The organism is Pseudomonas sp. B21-015 (assembly GCF_024749285.1).
In the GTDB taxonomy this organism is placed as follows: Bacteria; Pseudomonadota; Gammaproteobacteria; order Pseudomonadales; family Pseudomonadaceae; genus Aquipseudomonas.
The window spans coordinates 570330-586851 of the sequence record NZ_CP087196.1 but is presented as its reverse complement, the minus strand read 5'-3'; the positions used below and the strand labels follow the sequence as shown (position 1 = coordinate 586851).

Sequence of the window (16522 nt, the reverse complement as noted above, 5' to 3'; positions counted from 1 at the left end):
GTGACGCAGAGCGTCACGGCTGCATTCCCACGCGGAGCGTGGGAACGATCATTGGAGGCGCATCGCAATTTCCCACTCTCTCTGCGGCACTGTCCTCTAGCGCCATCACACAACCCCGCTCACCCTAGGCATTCCCTCGCAAAGGAATGCATCCATGGGCCGAAGCCGCTACACCATTACCGAACCCGACAAACCCCATTTCCTGACCTGCACCCTCATGGAATGGCTTCCGCTGTTTATCCGCCCCTACATTGTCGATCACTTGCTCAGCTGTTGGCGCCACCAACAAACCCACCAGAATCTGCAGCTGTACGGCTATGTAATCCTGGAAAACCATCTGCATTTCGTTGCCGAGGCTCCAGACCTGAGCAAATGCCTCCGCCAGTTCAAATCCTTCACCGCACGTCAAATCATTGATGACCTGCAAAGCAAAGGTGCCGAACGCGCATTGCAAAGACTGCGCTTCAGCAAACGAGCACATAAGCAGGATCGGGTTTATCAGCTGTGGCAGGAAGGTTCGCACGCGGAAATGGTGTACAGCGAAACGGTGATGCGCCAGAAGCTGGATTACATCCATTACAACCCGGTGAAGCGTGGGTACGTGGATTTACCTGAGCACTGGCGCTATTCCAGTGCGAGGAATTATGCAGGGATGGAGGGGCTGATCGAAGTTCAGCGCTGGTACTGAGGGTCCCCCACCTGATCGTTCCCACGCTCTGCGTGGGAACGCAGCCCGTGACGCTCTGCGTCATTACGGTGCCGGGCGTTGCGTCAGCGGTGAGGCAGGAAAAGGCATTCCCACGCGGAGCTTGGGAACGATCAGTGGCGGCTGGAGAGTTGGTCTACATTGACTGGCGAGCCCTTTCGATCCGCTCGGATCACACCCCTCAGGAGCGTACGCATGTCATTACAAGGCAAAACCCTGTTCATCACCGGCGCCAGCCGTGGCATCGGGCGTGAGATTGCGCTGCGGGCAGCAAAGGATGGGGCCAACATCGTGATTGCCGCCAAAAGCGCTGCCCCTCACCCCAAACTGCCTGGCACGATTTTCAGCGTGGCGGCGGAAGTCGAAGCTGCGGGCGGCAAGGCGCTGGCCTTGCAGGTGGATGTTCGCGATGAAACCGTCGTGCAGCAGGCCATGGCCGATGCCAGCGAGCATTTCGGCGGCATCGATGCGCTGATCAACAATGCCGGGGCGATCAAGCTGACCGGGGTGCAACACATCGAACTCAAGCGCTTTGACCTGATGCATCAGATCAACACCCGCGCCGTGCTGCTGTGCAGCCAGGCGGCCCTGCCCTATCTGAAGAAGTCCGGCGGACACATCCTCAACCTGTCCCCGCCGCTGAACCTGGCCACCAAGTGGTTCGCCCAGTACAGCCCTTACACAGTGACCAAGTACGGGATGAGCATGCTCACCCTGGGCATGAGCGAGGAATTCGCCTCCTACGGCATCAGCGTCAATTCCCTGTGGCCGCAGACCATGATCGCCACTGCCGCAATCGAGTTTCAACTGGGGTCACGCGAGTCGTTCAAGCACGCGCGTTCGCCGGTGATTATGGCGGATGCGGCTTACGCGATTCTCGATAGTAGCGGCCGAAGCATTACCGGGCGCTTGCTGATCGATGAGGAGATTTTGCGTGAGCAGGGGGTGACCGAATTTGATCATTACCGTTTTGAGCCGGACAGCAATGACAAGCTGATGCCCGACCTGTTTATCGACTGAAATATTGACCATTGTGGGAGCGAGCCAGCTCCCACATAGGTTCTGCGGTGAGAATCAGAACTCGATCCGCACATCCCCCTTCGGCACGCTGCAGCACGACAGGATGTAACCCTCGGCTTCGTCTTCTTCTGTGATCCCGCCGTTGTGGTCCATTTCGACCTCCCCGCCCAGTTTCATCACCTTGCACGTTCCGCAGATCCCCATCCCGCAGGCTTTCGGAATCAGCAGACCCAGCTTGGCTGCCGCCGCATGGACGGTTTCGCCCGGCGCGACGCGAATGCTTTTGCCGGAGGCGGTGAATTCCACCTGGTGCAGATCCGCCGCGTCGACTTCCGGCGCGTCCGCTGCTTGTTCGGCTTGCTCCACCGCGTCGGCACGGGCTTCCGGCGGCGTCGCGCCGAAGGATTCTTCGTGATAACGCTTCATGTCGAAACCCGCCGCCTCGAGCATGCGCTTGACCGCGTTCATGTACGGGGTCGGGCCGCAGCAGAAGACTTCACGCTCAAGGAAGTCCGGCGCCATCAGTTCAAGCATCTTGTGATTCAGGTAACCGCGATAACCGGCCCACGGTTCGCCCAGGCCATGCTTCTCGCAGATCAGGTGCAGGCTGAAGTTATCGATCCGCGACGCCATGTGTTCCAGCTCGCGGTGGTAAATGATGTCTTTGGGCGAACGGGCGCTGTGGATAAACACCATGTCGACGTTGCCGTTGGTGTCATAGAACCAGCGCGCCATGGACATGCACGGCGTGATGCCGACACCACCGCTGAGGTAGAGTACTTTCGGCGCGGTGAAGTCCATGGCGTTGAACAGCCCGACCGGCCCGTGCACTGCCAGCTCCTGGCCTTCGTGCAGGGTGTCGTGCAGCCAGTTGGAGACCTTGCCCCCCGGCACGCGCTTGATGGTCACCGAAAAGCTGTACGGCACCGACGGCGAACTGGAAATGGTGTAGGAGCGCATGATCGGCACGCCGTCGATTTCCAGCTCCAGGGTGACGAACTGCCCGGGCTTGAAGAAGAACAGGATCGGCTGGTCGGCCATAAAGCAGAAGGTGCGCACATCCCAGGTTTCCTGGATGACTTTGACGCAACGGACAATGTGTCGACCATTGGCCCAGGTCTGGGTGGTTACCGGGTTCAGGAAGCTGTTGGACATGCTGATCTCCACGGCCGACTACCGGCCTTCATGTTGGCGATTCTGCGTATAGCGCAGCCCCGCCATTTACCTATCTGCGACATTCACATACTTATCGCGACCAGCCCCCAATTACCGGGGGTTGCGCGTCGGGAACAGATTGGGCCATGTCGCCCATGGATAAGGTTCTGGCGAGCGCCGGCCCCACACTCGCCCCATACCAAGACACACTCTTTACACCTTGCGTAGCAAACCTGATCAGCCACTTTCGCGGCCACGCAGATGGCCTTGAGGAAACACACGATGGACGTCACCACTACACTGAGCCTGGGCGATCCACTGGAACCCGCACGCAAGGCCACCGCGCAGATGCTGCAAGAGCGCGAGCGCACTTTCTCGCTGCCGCAGCCGTTTTACTCTGACGAGCGGCTGTTTGATATCGACATGCAGGAAATCTTCCAGAAAGAGTGGTTGATCGCCGGCATGACCTGCGAGATCCCGACCAAGGGCAACTACCTGACCCTGCAAGTCGGCAAGAACCCGATTATCGTGATTCGCGGCGCCGACGGCGTGGTGCATGCGTTCCACAACGTCTGCCGCCACCGCGGTTCACGGTTGTGCACCAGTGAAAAAGGCAAAGTCGCCAAACTGGTCTGCCACTACCACCAGTGGACTTACGAGCTGGACGGTCGCCTGCTGTTCGCCGGCACCGAAATGGGCGCCGACTTCGACATGAAGCAGTACGGCCTCAAACCGGTGAACGTGAAGACCGCCGGCGGTTACATCTTCATCAGCCTGTCGGAGAACCCGCCGGCCATCGATGACTTCCTGTCGACGCTCAGCCATTACATGGAACCGTACGACATGGAGAACACCAAGGTGGCGGTGCAAACCACCTTGATGGAAAAGGCCAACTGGAAACTGGTGCTGGAAAACAACCGCGAGTGCTACCACTGCAACGCGTCGCACCCGGAACTGCTGAAAACCCTGCTGGAATGGGACGACGTCACCGACCCGCGTGCCGACCAGGCCTTCAAGGATCACGTAGCCGCCTCGGCCGCTGCTTGGGAAGCCGAGAAAATCCCTTACGCCCACGCCAGTTTCGGCCTGCGTAACCGCATCGTGCGCATGCCGCTGCTCAAGGGCACCGTGTCGATGACCATGGACGGCAAACAGGGCTGCGCCAAACTGATGGGCCGCATCAAGAACCCGGACCTGGGCTCGATGCGCATCCTGCACCTGCCGCACTCGTGGAACCACTGCATGGGCGACCACATCATCGTGTTCACCGTGTGGCCGATCAGCGCTCAGGAGACCATGGTCACCACCAAGTGGATCGTGCACAAGGACGCGGTCGAAGGCGTGGACTACGACGTGGAGCGCATGCGCCAGGTCTGGGATGCCACCAACGATCAGGACCGTCGCCTGGCCGAAGAGAACCAGCGCGGGATCAACTCCACGGCTTACCAGCCTGGACCTTACTCCAAGACCTATGAGTTTGGTGTGGTGAACTTCGTGGATTGGTACAGCGAGCGGTTGCTGAACAACCTTGGGGCGGAAGCTCCAGCCTACCTCAAGGGTGTCGCGGCGCAATAAAAGCTTGATCGTTTGATCGTTCCCACGCTCCGCGTGGGAATGCCTCAACGGACGCTCCGCGTTCGGCTCTTGGGACGCGGAGCGTCCCGGGCTGCATTCCCACGCAGAGCGTGGGAACGATCATTGGGCTGAGGCCCACCTCACACTGCCATCCTCGCCAATAAACGTCTCTTCGATGTTCTCCCCCACCAGCCGCACCTTCACATAACCATTCAACACCCGATCCGGGTACGCCGCATCCCGCGCATTTTGCGTTTCCGACCACAGCACCCGCGAATGTCCATTCAACTCGCTGGCATTGCCGTAGGGAATCGCCCCGTGCCCGGCGCAGCGCGCATGCAACCCGCCTTGAGTGGCATAGCAGATGCCGTTGTGCAAATGCCCCCAATACCAGTAATCCGGCTCGCGCCCCAGGGCATCGCAGACGGGTTGATACAGCGCGGTCTTGTTGTGCCCGGAAATATCGAAGCCCTGGTGATGGCTGAGCACCATGATCTTCTTGCGTTGGGGCAGGCTTTTCATCCAGTCGATCTGCGGTTGGTTCAGGGTGCCATCCATGTACAGGTTCATGGCGTCCGAGGCATACGCCGTGTCGAGGCCGATCACCAGCCAATCGTCGTTGTACAGGGCGAAGTAACTGGTGCCCTGCTGCGCCGGAAAACGCTTGGCCAGTTCCTTGAAATAGCCGTGGGCGCCGCTGTACATCTCGTGGTTGGAATTGAGAGTGAAAGAGCCCTGCGTGCCCATCGGCCAGCCGGCCATGTCCACGTCTTCCTGGGAATGGGTGCCGGCGTAATACACATCCCCCAGGTGAATGGTGAAATTGGCCCGGGCCAGTTGCATCTGATTCGCCACCGCCACCGCCGGGGCATGGCTGTCGAACGGTCCGGTGCCCCAGTCGCCGGCGATCGCCAGAGTCACATCGCGATCCATTTTCACCAATGCCGGGTCAGTGGCGAATGGCGCGTGATGCCGCAGGTTTTCGATCCATTTCAGCAGGGCTTCACTCCATAACAGGTCGAGCAGTTCCCATTTGCGGCAACCGAGCAGACTGCCGTCCTTCAGCACCCGGGTTTGTAACTCATCCACCGTTTGCGGCAACGGGCTGGCATTGCCGATGCGCAGGATCGACAAGCCATGGGCCAACTCCCACGGCACGCCCGGCTGATCGTCCGGCAACTCGCCATGCTTGAGCACGTGCTGCGCCTGATCGTGGCCGCGTTTGAGCAGCGCAATGATGGCTTCGAACTCCTGGGGTTCGAGCTCACTGACGAGCTTCATCCAGGCCATTTCCACGCGCGTGAGCAAACCATGCAGCCGCACTTTGAGCTTGTCGTACTCGTGTTCCCAATGACTGACCAATGACATGTCGCCTTCCTCCATCCGTAGTGGAATCACAGGGTTTTCATGAACTCGATGAGCGCCCGCTTATCGAGTTCCGACAGTTGCGTGCCGTACAGGTGGCCACCGTTGTGGTTGCCCTCCAGACGCGTGTCGTATTTGAAGTCCGCCGAGGCTTTCATCTGCTGGCCACTGGTGACGAAGCCGACCTTGTCCTGGTCGTAAATGTCGGAGCCGGTGAAGAACACCGGCGGCCGCTTTTCCGGTGGTTGCAGCAAATCCCACAGGGTCGGCACCGAACCGTTGTGCAAGTACGGCGCGCGCAACCAGATGCCATCGGTGGGCGTGTTGCTGTAGCTCTGGGTCTTGCGATAGGCGCCAAAGTCGAACGGCGCTTTCTTGAAGCCATGGAAAGCCGTGACTAAACCGCTGGTGAACGAGTTCAGCCGATGGGGATCGGTGCCCAGTACATCAATGTTGGTGGTGACCTGACCGGTGTCGGTGCGGCCGAAATCATGGCAACCGGCGCAGTTGTTTTCCCAGACCGGTTTGCCCCGGGCGACTTTGGTCTGGTCCAGCGCGAACGGCCAGGCCGGTGCCTTGTGCCCGAGTAGCCAATTGGTCACCCGGTTGAAACTGTCCGGCAGCACCGACTCCGGTGTCGCGCCCACGGCCATGGCCGCCGCGTAGTTGCGCTCATGGATGTCGTTGTTGTTGCCGTCCCAGTGCAAGTACAGCGACTCCCGGGGTTTCTGGTTCCAGACTTGCGGCAAATCGACGGTGCCGATGGTCGAGTCATCCGGGAAGCCGAACACCACCATTTTCGTCGGGTTGAAGGTGTCGGTGCGCCCCGGCCCTTGCGGTGCGCGCAGTTGCTGCCAGGCGTAGGCCTGTTTCTGCTTGATCAGCGCGCTGGTGGCCATCGGGATGATCAGGTAGCGGTTATACAGGCGCTCGAAGAACCCGAGCTGAAACTTGCTGTTGATCGCCGTCATCACCGCGTCGGTGGTGAACTTCGGGTCGCTGGCGCAATTGTAGGCGAACCACTGGAAGGCCTGCAGTTGCAGGGTATTGGCCGGCGCGGTGGCCACCGGGATGGCGACCTCGCTGGTATTGGCCCGGTAGGAACCGGTGTGGCACAGGGCGCAGTTGGGCTCCACGGTCGGGTAGCCGATCTGCCGCTTGGCCATGCCGATCGGCAGGTCCTTGCCGTTCTCGTAGAGAAAACCAAAGACTTCATAGCCACCGGGTTTGGGCAGTTTATCCGGGCACATCTGCGGCAACACGGCGAACAGGTAATAGGGAATCCGCGCTTCGATGCCCAGGCCGATGGCGCCGTACTTGTAGTGGTCCTCATCGGAGGCGTATTGCTCTGCCGGCACCACCCGCAGCATCTGATACCAGGTTTCGTAGCCGATAAACCCCAGCGCCAGCACCACGACCAGCGTGGCGACCTTGAAGCTATGTCGCCGCCAGCGTCGCGCCCACGCTGCGCACCACTCACGCCAGCCATCGCGAAGCAGCGCGAAAGGCCGATTGGCCGGAGCGCTGCCCAGGTACAGCAGAATCCCGAGGATCAGGAACATACTCAGATCGCCCAGCAGCATCGGCACGAACACCTGGGCCTGGTTGCTGGTGTTGATCAGGTAGATCCAGAACGCCACGGCGACCAATCGCGACAACACGCACAGCCACGAATGCACGACGTATTTGGGTGCGTTGAAGCCTGACGGCATGTAGAACAGGCTGATCCCCACCAGCAACATACCGGCGTTTTCCAGCCACGGATCGGAGAGTTGGGGAGGCATTCCGAGCATCGAGGTCAGCAACGCCGGCGCGAACAGCGCCGGGATCGCGAAGACCATGTTCATCACGATGCCTAGCCAGATGAAGCGTTGAAACCAGCGGATGTAACTGTCCATATTTGTTCCCCGGAACGATCACCTAGCCGAGCGCCGTTTTCTCCAGGTGTTGCAGGATGATCGGGTACACATCGACCACTGCATTTTTGCCGAACATGCAGTCGATATGCCCGTAACCCGGCACCACATGCCGGCTGTAGCGCTCCGGGCCATGGGCTTTGCACACGCGCTCATAGGTCTTGAGCGTGCTTTCCGGCAGGTAGCACTGGTTGTCTTCGCCACTGATAAAGCAGATCGGCATGGTCAGCCGGTCGAAGTGCGGCATGTAGACGTCCTGCCCCTTGAAGTCCACCAGATGACCTTTGCGCAGGATCAGCGCCAGGTGCTCGAAGGTCTGCATGTTCGACTCGCCGAACAGTTCGTGCAGGTTGTCGTGCAGGGTCTCGTTGAGCGTGTCGTGGCGGTACAGCGACGCGTACATGAAGGTGATGCGATGGCACACCGGGTTGGTGCAGTAGCCCTGGGCCTCGATGCGGGCGTAGACGTTGAGGGCCTTGTCGTAGAGTTTGTTGAACCAGCTCTCCTTGTTGTCGGCATACGCGGTGAGGGATTTGATGCCGATGGCGTCGAGCATTCCCGGAAGGTGCAGACCGGCCTTGAGCCCCGTTGCCGTGGCGACCACCGTGTCTGCGGCAATCTGCGAACAGACCACCGAGCGCACCCCCTGCAACCCGGCCAGCAGCGACATGAAGAAGGTCGTCGCCCCGTAGCAATGCACCACGCATTGCACATCCGCGGCCTTGGTTGCCTGCTGGATATGCTCAATGGCAGCCTTGAAGTCGTACTGCGCAATCTGATCGCCGTTCCATTCGTGCTTGCTGGCCGGCAGCAGAATGCTCACCCGGAAATCCAGCAGCCAAACGTCGTACTCGTGCTTGCACAAATACTCCAGCAGATTGGTCTGGATGGTGTCGGTGGTGAAAATATTCGAGCCCACCCCCAAGCCATGCACCAGCATCACCGGCCCTTTACTGCCGCCCTGATAACGGGTCAGGCGTAGCTGAACGCTGTCTTCGGTCTGGAAGAACTGCACGCTCGGGGTCGGCGCATCCAGCGGTCGTTTCTGCCGGGGTGGCGCATCGGGGTTGAAGTAGATGTCACCGGCGAACACGCCTCCGTAGCTCTCCCACAAAATGCCGGCGAAGAACTTGCCAAACCGCGCCAGCCCATCGATACGCTCGCGTTCGTTGCGTGCATTGAGCACCTTCATGGTGGTCATTTGCTTGGCGAAATCAGTTGGGAGGATGTGCATCACACCCGAACCAATTACCTCGCCGGTCTTGTCCGACCCGCGATACAGCGTTACGTAGAGGGTGCTGGTGTCGTGCCAGACGTTCAGCACGCCGTTGTCTTCGGGCACGGTCTTGAACGCGCTGAAGTAATAATCACTGCCGTCCTCGGCAGTCAGTTTCATGTCGTAGTTCATGTGCCGCACGCCGACCTGTTCCTGATATTCCTCGAACAGATTGAACACGCCATTGCTGGCGGTCAGCGGCTCCGGCGACAGGCCCGGCGCATCCAGAGTGCCGACCAGCGTCGCGGCGTGTTCCGGCTCCTTGATCATGCGGTTGAGGTCGTTGGCGGTGATGGTCAGGGTGAACTCGATCGGCGAGTTGTCCGACTCGCCGCGTTTGGCCGCCGCTTCGTAGCGTTTGAGATCGGTGCCCTGAGGCTGGGTGAAGTCTTTGGAAAAATAGCCCTTCATGGTTTCGGTGAACTGCACGCCGAGGGTCGGCGGTGCCACCGCTTTGCGCGGTGCCGAGGGCAGCGTGTAATCGATATGCCAACCGCGATCGGCGGCTAGCAGGCCCATGTTGCGCTCACTTACGGCGGAGATGGTCAGCAACGGATTGACCGCCAGGGAGGTCGGAATCACCGCGCCGTCGGTCACGTACAACCCGGCATAGACATCGGTGCCGCTGACACCACTGAACACCTGGCCCTTGTGGTTGACCACGCCCTGCGCCGCATCCTCGCCCATCACACAACCGCCCAGCGGGTGAACGGAAACGATGCTGTGCTTGAGCAGCTCGGTCCAGATCGGGTTCTCGACCCATATCCCGCCCAAGGCCTTGGTGCTCTGGTGCAGGCGTTCGTTGCCGATCTTCACGTTTTCCTGCTCGCCAACGCCCGGCCAGTCGATGCGCAGCTGATCCTTGCTGTCGAGCACCATGCGCCCCTTGCCGTCGTCGTGGCTCATGATCAGGTAGGTCTGCATGTTGTGCAGGGCGCCGTGATACGGGCCGCGCAGGAAGCTCTCGGTTTCGCGCTCCGCGTACTTGAGCTTGCCGGTGAAACTGTCATCGGTGGGCTTGCCGAGCAACCCGGCGAACGTGGCCATGCTCGGCACCATGGGCCGGCCAAGCGCGCCGGGGATCGAGCCTTCCTCGATGACCATGCGGCTGCGCCAGTCGCCTTCGGTGCGCATGTCGATGATCGAGGTGATGCACGGGCCGACCGGTTTCATTTCATTGGCCGGATGGGCGCCGAAACCGATGCCGTTGATCGTTTCATCGCAGTTGTGGCCAAAACCGAGGATGTCGCCGTTGCCGCTCATGTTTTCGCCGAGCTGATTGGACGTCGACAGGCCTTTGTCCCGAGAGCGCAGGAGGATTTCGGTGGAGCCCAGAGTGCCGGCCGAGACCACGACAATGTCCGCCTTGACGAACAGCGTCGGCGCCGAAAACTTCTCGCGGCCGCTGTCCAGGTATTGGAAGTGCACGATCCAGCCTTCGCCATCGCGCTCCAGGTGCCGCACCTCGGCCTGGCAGAAAATTTCCGCGCCGTGGTTCCAGGCATCCGGCAGGTAATTCATCAGCGTGGTGTTCTTGGCCTTGTTGTTACAGCCTGAAACGCAGTCGCCACAGTGATTGCACGGTAACTGCTCGACACCGACGTGGTTGAGGTTGTTCGGCAGTTTGTCGAAGGTCACGTTGATCGGCGGCTTGTAGAAGTGCGCGCCTTGCTTGAGGTAGTCGGCGGACTTTTTGTTGGCCTCCAGTTTCGGTAGCACCGGCGAGGTTTTTGGGTAGGGATTGGGCTTGAGCATCTCCCGAGCCCGGGCGTAACCGTCCTTGAGCAAGGTATCCCGATGCTCGCGCACCGCCAGCGGCCAGCGCGGATCGTCGAACACGCCGGGCTCCGGTTCCAGCGCAACGTTGGCGTTGATCAGCGACGTGCCGCCCAGGCCGCAACCGACCACCACGTTCTGCTGGGCGTTGACGTGCAAGTCGAACAACCCGGTACGCGAACCGATGTGTCCGTCCGGGTCATGGACTTGCAGTTCTTCAGTGGCCGCCAGCATCGTGTTGGGGTATTCGCCGGGCTGGATTTCCCGGCCTCGCTCCAGCAGGCACACCCGCTTGCCGGCCCGGGACAGGCGCGACGCCGCGATCCCGCCGCCGTAGCCGGAGCCGATGACGATCACGTCGTAATGTTCCTTGATGTCGCTGATGGGCGTGGCGATCCGTGTCATGGGGCATTTCCTCTCAGGAAGATGGGCAACTCTGCGGTTGCCTGCAATCGATAGACGAGCGACCGCCTGGTCACCGGCCACGGTCAGGCCTCAATGGCAGCGGCGTTATGGCATGGGATAAAGGTCGCTATAGGCGAGCACGCTGATTAGCGGCGCGACGATGGATCCGTTTACGCAGCAAGGTGGCGGGCGTCGGTACACAGGTTATGCAGGGGCTGGGGTGCGAATGTGGCTGCGAGCGATGTGGCTGGCTATCCATCACGCGTTCTCCCTGAACCAGATGTGGATAAGTGACGGTTGTCCTTGTGCATGAGAGTGAAGACAGGCGTCAGATCGAAGTCAAGGAAGTGCCTTAGAACTGTATGAAATCTGATCTATCGCGTTCCAGCCTATGCAGGCCGTGGCTTGCAGGGTTCAGCGAACAAGTTATCCACATCTCCACCCACAGCTAATGGGGACAACTGTGGATGGGAGGCCAATTTTCTTCACAAAAACCGAAGAAAAACCGTGACTTATCCAGAAACAGGGTTTCAATCATGCACTGGCTGTTTTTTGACCAGAAGCTTATAGGGCACGTTCTACGTGGCGTACAAGGGATGGCGAACACCTTATCCACAGAAGCACCAACAGACTTTGGGGGCAACTTTGCAGGTTCTGTGGAAAACCGCTGAAAGCCACAAGAATTCGGGGTTTGCGGGGACATTAGTGAAGGAACAGGCCCGATTGAACATTATTTGATCAATCTACTGGAAGCCACGTTTTATATGGCTTGTAGCGGACAGCGAACATCTTATCCACAGAAGCGCCAACAGAGATTGGGGGCAAGTATTGGCCTGTGAGCGAAGTCATTCTGTGGAAAAAGCTCGAAAAAACCGAGGGTTAGACTGATCGTTTTTTGTACGGAGGTCTGGAGGGCTTGATTGGCATGGGGTGTAGCGAGGGACAAACATGTTATCCACAGAAGCGCTAACAGGGATTGTGGGTAACCACAGTGGCTTGTTGGTGTGCACACAATCTGTGATCGACATTGAACCCGTGTGGGAGCGGGCTTGCTCGCGAAAGCGGCGGGTCAGTCGACATTGATGTTGAATGTCAGTCAGCCTTCGCGAGCAAGCCCGCTCCCACATGGGTTCATGCCTTAAGGCCAACCGGTTGGAACGGTCGTAGGCATAGGCGAGAAATTGTTTGCCCAACCCCTGATTGCGCCAGCCCTCATGCAGGGCCAGGCTGCGCCAGTTGGCTCCAGATGTAATCCGCCGCACCGTCTGATGAAATCTGAAACAAGCGAGCAATCTCCCGCGCATCCGCGCGCAGGGCCGAACGAAACTCAACGGCCATTTACCGGGCTCCACAGGACCGTTAGCGAACCACGCCTTCTTCAATCAGCAACTTGAGAATGGCTTCGGCGCCCGCCTGAGCGGTCACGCCCTTGAGAACCTGCCCGCCGCCGCCACTGGCCTTGGCCGTCGCGGCTTTCATACGGTCTGCACCGCTCTTGGCCTTGATCACTTTCAAGCGTTTGGGCCGTGGCTTGGCCGGTTGTAGCGTGGCCACCGCCAGCAGTTCATCGTCGATCACCTCGACTTCATCCGCCTGCAATACCCCGCGACGTGCCGGACCATAGGCGCTCTGCCGAGGCTTGGGCGCCGCGTTATCCACAGTCGCCAGGAACGGCAGGCGTACTTCCAAGCGACGACGCTGCCCGCGAGGCAAGGCCTGCAGCACCAGCGCCGAGCCGCCGTCGATGGATTCGACCTGGGCCAACCCCACCACCAGCGGCCAGCCGAGGCTTTCCGCCAGCAAGAACGGCAACATGCCTGAGCCTTCACCGGTTTCCGCCTGACTGCCGGTCAGCACCACTTGCGCCCCGGCGTCACGTAAATAAGCGGTCAACGCCGGCAGTGCATCTGCGCCGACCGGTTGCTCCAGCACATGCAACTGTTCCAGGCCCATGCCCAGATACGCGCGCAGTGCCGGCTCCGCGACGTCGCCAGCATGCAGCACTTGCAGGTTATCCCCAGCCAGTTGCAGACCCAGCTCAACGGCCCGCGCATCCTGCTCGGCGCGACGAGGCCGGCCGGAGGTCGGGTGGGCGCCGATGGACACCAGGCTGATGATTTTCGTGCTCATAACCCTTTCCTTCCCTTAAGCCGCATCGCGCTTGGCGTCGTTGCGGTAAGCCTCTACCGCATCGATCAAGGCTTGAAGAATCTCGGCGCTCTCACCGATCACCGACAGGTCGGCCCGTTTGATCATGTCGCAACCCGGATCGAGGTTGATCGCCACCACCTTGTCGCAGGCACCGATGCCTTGCAGGTGCTGGATCGCCCCGGAAATGCCCACCGCCACGTAAACCCGTGCAGTGACCCAAGTGCCGGACGCACCGACCTGACGGTCGCGGGCCATGAAACCGTCGTCCACCGCCACTCGCGACGCACCTTCGGTCGCGCCCAACGCCTCGGCCGTCCTGTGGAAAAGTCCCCAGTCCTTGACCCCGTTGCCGCCCGAGAAGATGAACTCCGCTTCGGCCATGGGAATCGCCGCCGGATCCACTGCCACCGCGCCCAAATCCTCGATGCGCGACAAGCTGCGAGCGACCGCTGTGGATAACTCCACCGGCAACGCTTCGTGACGGGTTTCGCTAACCGGTTCGGCGCATTCGGCAGCCGCCAGAATCAAGCGTGCCACCGGCCGCGCAAGGTCTTGCAAACCGGCACCGGCGCGGCCGATGCATTCCTGATCCTTGACCTGCCAGACCCGTGTGGCCGGGCGTTCGCCCAGTGCGGCAGCAAAGCGTCGACCCAACTCACCACCACCGCTGCGGCTGTCTGGCAGCAACCAATGGCGTGGGCTGAACTGGTTATCCACAGCCCGCAGGCCCTGGACCCGTTGTTCCGGTGCATAACCGCTGAATTCGTCGCCTTCCAGTACCAGCAAGCGGTCAACGCCAGCCGTGGCGAAGGCGTTTTCCTTGTGCTCACCGAAGACCACCGCCAATACCGCGCCGTCCTTGCCGGCCAACTGATGAGCAAGGCCGAGCAAGTCGCGGTCGTGGCTGCTCAAGCGACCGCCGACCATGTCCGGCACCACGCTGATGTAGAACGCAGGCGCAGCCACTTGATGCAGCGGCAATTGCACTTCAACGGCGGCCGAGCGTTTGGTCGCCCCGCCCTGCTGAGCGCCGCTGCGGTCGATTCGTTTGATGCCATTGGGACCGATAAAACCGATCCCGTGAGGATTCTTGCGGATGAGGCCGTTAGGCCCCATCCAGCTGTGTTGCGCCGGCTGCATGGCCGCGTGCAGCGGGTGCAGACGGTTGCGGGCGATCCATTCGGCGCGTGGGTCGCGGCGGATAATGTCGCTCATCAATGCACCTCCGCAGGTTCACGTTTGGCCGGTGCCGAAGGCTTTCCCGGCGCGGCGTCTTCGAGCAGCGCATCAGCCACCAGTTCGGCGATGTCCTTGATCAGTGGACGCGGTTCGACCACGCCTTCGAGCATCGCAGTGCACTGTGGACAACCCACGGCCACCAGTTCGGCGCCGGTTTCGCGGATGTCCTCCATGCGCATGTCGGGGATCCGTTGCTTGCCCGGAATGTCGGTGATCGGTGCACCACCACCGCCACCGCAGCAGCGTGAGCGGAAACCGGAGCGTTGCATCTCTTTCACTTCAATCCCGAGTGCGCGCAGTACTTCACGCGGCGCCTCGTATTCGCCGTTGTAGCGACCGAGGTAGCACGGGTCGTGATAGGTCACGCTGCTGCCTTTGTGCTGGCCGAGGTTCAAGGCACCTTCGCCAATGATCTCGGCCATGTAGGTGCTGTGGTGCTGCACGAGGTAGTTGCCGTCGAAGGCGCCGTACTCGTTTTTCAGCACATGGAAGCTGTGCGGGTCGCAGGTGACGATGCGGTTGAAGCTGTACTTGGCCAGGGTCTGGATGTTGCGTTTGGCCAACAGCTGGAAGGTCGCTTCATCGCCCAGACGCCGGGCCACGTCACCGCTGTCGCGTTCTTCAAGCCCCAGCACCGCGAAGTCGACCTTGGCCGCTTTCAGCACTTTGACGAAGGCACGCAGGGTGCGCTGGTTGCGCATGTCGAAGGCTCCGTCGCCGACCCAGAACAGCACGTCGGTGGATTTCTTCTCGCTGAGCAGGTTCAGGTTCAAATCCGCCGCCCAGTTCATCCGCCCGCCCGGCGCGAAGCCGCCAGGGTTATCGGTGGCGATCAGGTTTTCCAGGACTTCGGCGCCCTTGTTCGGGGTCGCGCCTTTTTCCAGCGTCAGATGGCGACGCATATCGACGATGGCGTCGACGTGCTCGATCATCATCGGGCATTCCTCGACGCAGGCACGGCAAGTGGTGCAGGACCACAGGGTTTCAGCGTCCACCAGACCGTTGACGATTGGTTGATGCGGATTGCCACCGTGTTCGCCGATGGCTTTGCCCGGATAAGGGCTACCAGCGAACTTGGCGTCAGTACCGCCAGCCAGGCCAACGACCATGTCCTGAATCAGTTTTTTCGGGTTCAGCGGCTGGCCGGCGGCGAACGCCGGACACGCGGCTTCGCATTTACCGCACTGCACGCAGGCGTCAAAGCCGAGCAGTTGGTTCCAGGTGAAATCCTTGGGTTTTTCCACGCCCAGCGGCGCGTTCGGGTCATTCAGATCCAGCGGCTTCAAACCGGTGGAACGACCGCCACCAAAACGTTCGGCGCGACGGTGCCAGGCCAGGTGCAGGGCACCAGCGAAGGCGTGCTTCATCGGCCCGCCCCAAGTCATGCCGAAGAACAGTTCCGACACGCCCCAGAGCACGCCGACGCCGAGGATCGCAGCCACCACCCAACCACCGAAGTTTTCCGGAAGGATGCCGGCGACCGGCAGGGTCAGCAGGAAGAACGACGCCGAGAACGCCATCAGGCTTTTCGGCAGGCGCATCCACGGGCCTTTGGACAAACGGGCCGGTGGGTTGCGACGGCGCAGGAACATAAAGATCGCGCCGACGAACATCACCGCCGACATCAGCAGCAGTGCATAACCGAGGATGCGGTTATGCAGGCCAAAACCATGAACCAGAATCGCCAGCACAATGGACGCCACCGCACCACCCGCCGTGGCGACGTGGGTGTTGGCAATGTATTTGTCCCGCGCGACGACGTGGTGCAAATCGACCATGTAACGCTTGGGCATGGCGAACAGGCCGCCGATCAGGTCGACTTTCGAAGCCCGGCCCTGGCGCCACATAGCCACCCGCCGCAACGCGCCCAGGACAGCCAGGCCCAGGGCAGCGAACAACAGAATTGGAAGAAGGGTGTTCAACATGTGGAGCTCCCAC

10 protein-coding genes and 1 pseudogene are annotated in these 16522 nt (G+C 60.6%); 3 read left to right on the top strand and 8 right to left on the bottom strand.

What is annotated here, in order from left to right; translation table 11 throughout:
* Positions 1–154: 154 nt before the first annotated feature.
* On the top strand, positions 155–688 hold the full coding sequence (locus LOY38_RS02630; RefSeq protein ID WP_258698737.1) for an REP-associated tyrosine transposase: 534 nt from the start codon (positions 155–157) through the stop codon (positions 686–688).
* A gap of 213 nt (positions 689–901) precedes the next feature.
* Positions 902–1726 carry an NAD(P)-dependent oxidoreductase gene (locus LOY38_RS02625; protein ID WP_258698736.1) on the top strand — a complete coding sequence of 275 codons (825 nt, stop codon included), beginning with the start codon at positions 902–904 and terminating at the stop codon, positions 1724–1726.
* A 54-nt stretch (positions 1727–1780) separates the two neighbouring features.
* Here LOY38_RS02625 and gbcB read toward each other — a convergent pair whose 3' ends face one another.
* A complete protein-coding gene (gbcB, locus tag LOY38_RS02620; RefSeq protein ID WP_258698735.1) occupies positions 1781–2881 on the bottom strand; it encodes a glycine-betaine demethylase subunit GbcB in 1101 nt (366 codons plus the stop codon).
* 282 nt (positions 2882–3163) lie between these two features.
* Here gbcB and gbcA point away from each other — a divergent pair, with 282 nt between their 5' ends.
* Positions 3164–4456 carry a glycine-betaine demethylase subunit GbcA gene (gene gbcA, locus LOY38_RS02615; protein ID WP_258698734.1) on the top strand — a complete coding sequence of 431 codons (1293 nt, stop codon included), beginning with the start codon at positions 3164–3166 and terminating at the stop codon, positions 4454–4456.
* Positions 4457–4576: 120 nt separating this feature from the next.
* Here the strand turns inward: gbcA and LOY38_RS02610 are convergent, their stop codons facing one another.
* From LOY38_RS02610 to dgcB, 7 genes and pseudogenes are all read right to left on the bottom strand, one after another.
* Positions 4577–5824, bottom strand: coding sequence for a metallophosphoesterase (locus tag LOY38_RS02610; RefSeq protein ID WP_258698733.1), 1248 nt, complete (start codon positions 5822–5824; stop codon positions 4577–4579).
* 26 nt (positions 5825–5850) lie between these two features.
* The gene (locus tag LOY38_RS02605) at positions 5851–7719 is read right to left on the bottom strand and encodes a hypothetical protein (protein ID WP_258698732.1); all 1869 of its coding nucleotides are present in this window, start codon (positions 7717–7719) and stop codon (positions 5851–5853) included.
* Positions 7720–7741: 22 nt separating this feature from the next.
* Positions 7742–11194, bottom strand: a complete 3453-nt coding sequence (locus LOY38_RS02600) for a GMC family oxidoreductase N-terminal domain-containing protein (RefSeq protein WP_258698731.1) — start codon at positions 11192–11194, stop codon at positions 7742–7744.
* Positions 11195–12333: 1139 nt separating this feature from the next.
* Positions 12334–12532: pseudogene (locus LOY38_RS02595) on the bottom strand (GNAT family N-acetyltransferase); the annotation flags it as partial.
* Between the two features lie 21 nt (positions 12533–12553).
* Positions 12554–13324, bottom strand: a complete 771-nt coding sequence (locus LOY38_RS02590) for an electron transfer flavoprotein subunit beta (protein WP_258698730.1) — start codon at positions 13322–13324, stop codon at positions 12554–12556.
* A 15-nt stretch (positions 13325–13339) separates the two neighbouring features.
* On the bottom strand, positions 13340–14560 hold the full coding sequence (locus LOY38_RS02585) for an electron transfer flavoprotein subunit alpha/FixB family protein (protein ID WP_258698729.1): 1221 nt from the start codon (positions 14558–14560) through the stop codon (positions 13340–13342).
* On the bottom strand, positions 14560–16509 hold the full coding sequence (gene dgcB, locus LOY38_RS02580; protein ID WP_258698728.1) for a dimethylglycine demethylation protein DgcB: 1950 nt from the start codon (positions 16507–16509) through the stop codon (positions 14560–14562). The genes LOY38_RS02585 and dgcB overlap by 1 nt, the downstream gene beginning before the upstream one ends.
* Positions 16510–16522 lie beyond the last annotated feature (13 nt).

Excerpts from the sequence above, each read along its gene's own strand:
- LOY38_RS02630 (WP_258698737.1), top strand. The coding sequence starts at position 155 with ATGGGCCGAAGCCGCTACACCATTACCGAACCCGACAAACCCCATTTC.
- LOY38_RS02625 (WP_258698736.1), top strand. The coding sequence starts at position 902 with ATGTCATTACAAGGCAAAACCCTGTTCATCACCGGCGCCAGCCGTGGC.
- gbcB (WP_258698735.1), bottom strand. The coding sequence starts at position 2,881 with ATGTCCAACAGCTTCCTGAACCCGGTAACCACCCAGACCTGGGCCAAT.
- gbcA (WP_258698734.1), top strand. The coding sequence starts at position 3,164 with ATGGACGTCACCACTACACTGAGCCTGGGCGATCCACTGGAACCCGCA.
- LOY38_RS02610 (WP_258698733.1), bottom strand. The coding sequence starts at position 5,824 with ATGTCATTGGTCAGTCATTGGGAACACGAGTACGACAAGCTCAAAGTG.
- LOY38_RS02605 (WP_258698732.1), bottom strand. The coding sequence starts at position 7,719 with ATGGACAGTTACATCCGCTGGTTTCAACGCTTCATCTGGCTAGGCATC.
- LOY38_RS02600 (WP_258698731.1), bottom strand. The coding sequence starts at position 11,194 with ATGACACGGATCGCCACGCCCATCAGCGACATCAAGGAACATTACGAC.
- LOY38_RS02590 (WP_258698730.1), bottom strand. The coding sequence starts at position 13,324 with ATGAGCACGAAAATCATCAGCCTGGTGTCCATCGGCGCCCACCCGACC.
- LOY38_RS02585 (WP_258698729.1), bottom strand. The coding sequence starts at position 14,560 with ATGAGCGACATTATCCGCCGCGACCCACGCGCCGAATGGATCGCCCGC.
- dgcB (WP_258698728.1), bottom strand. The coding sequence starts at position 16,509 with ATGTTGAACACCCTTCTTCCAATTCTGTTGTTCGCTGCCCTGGGCCTG.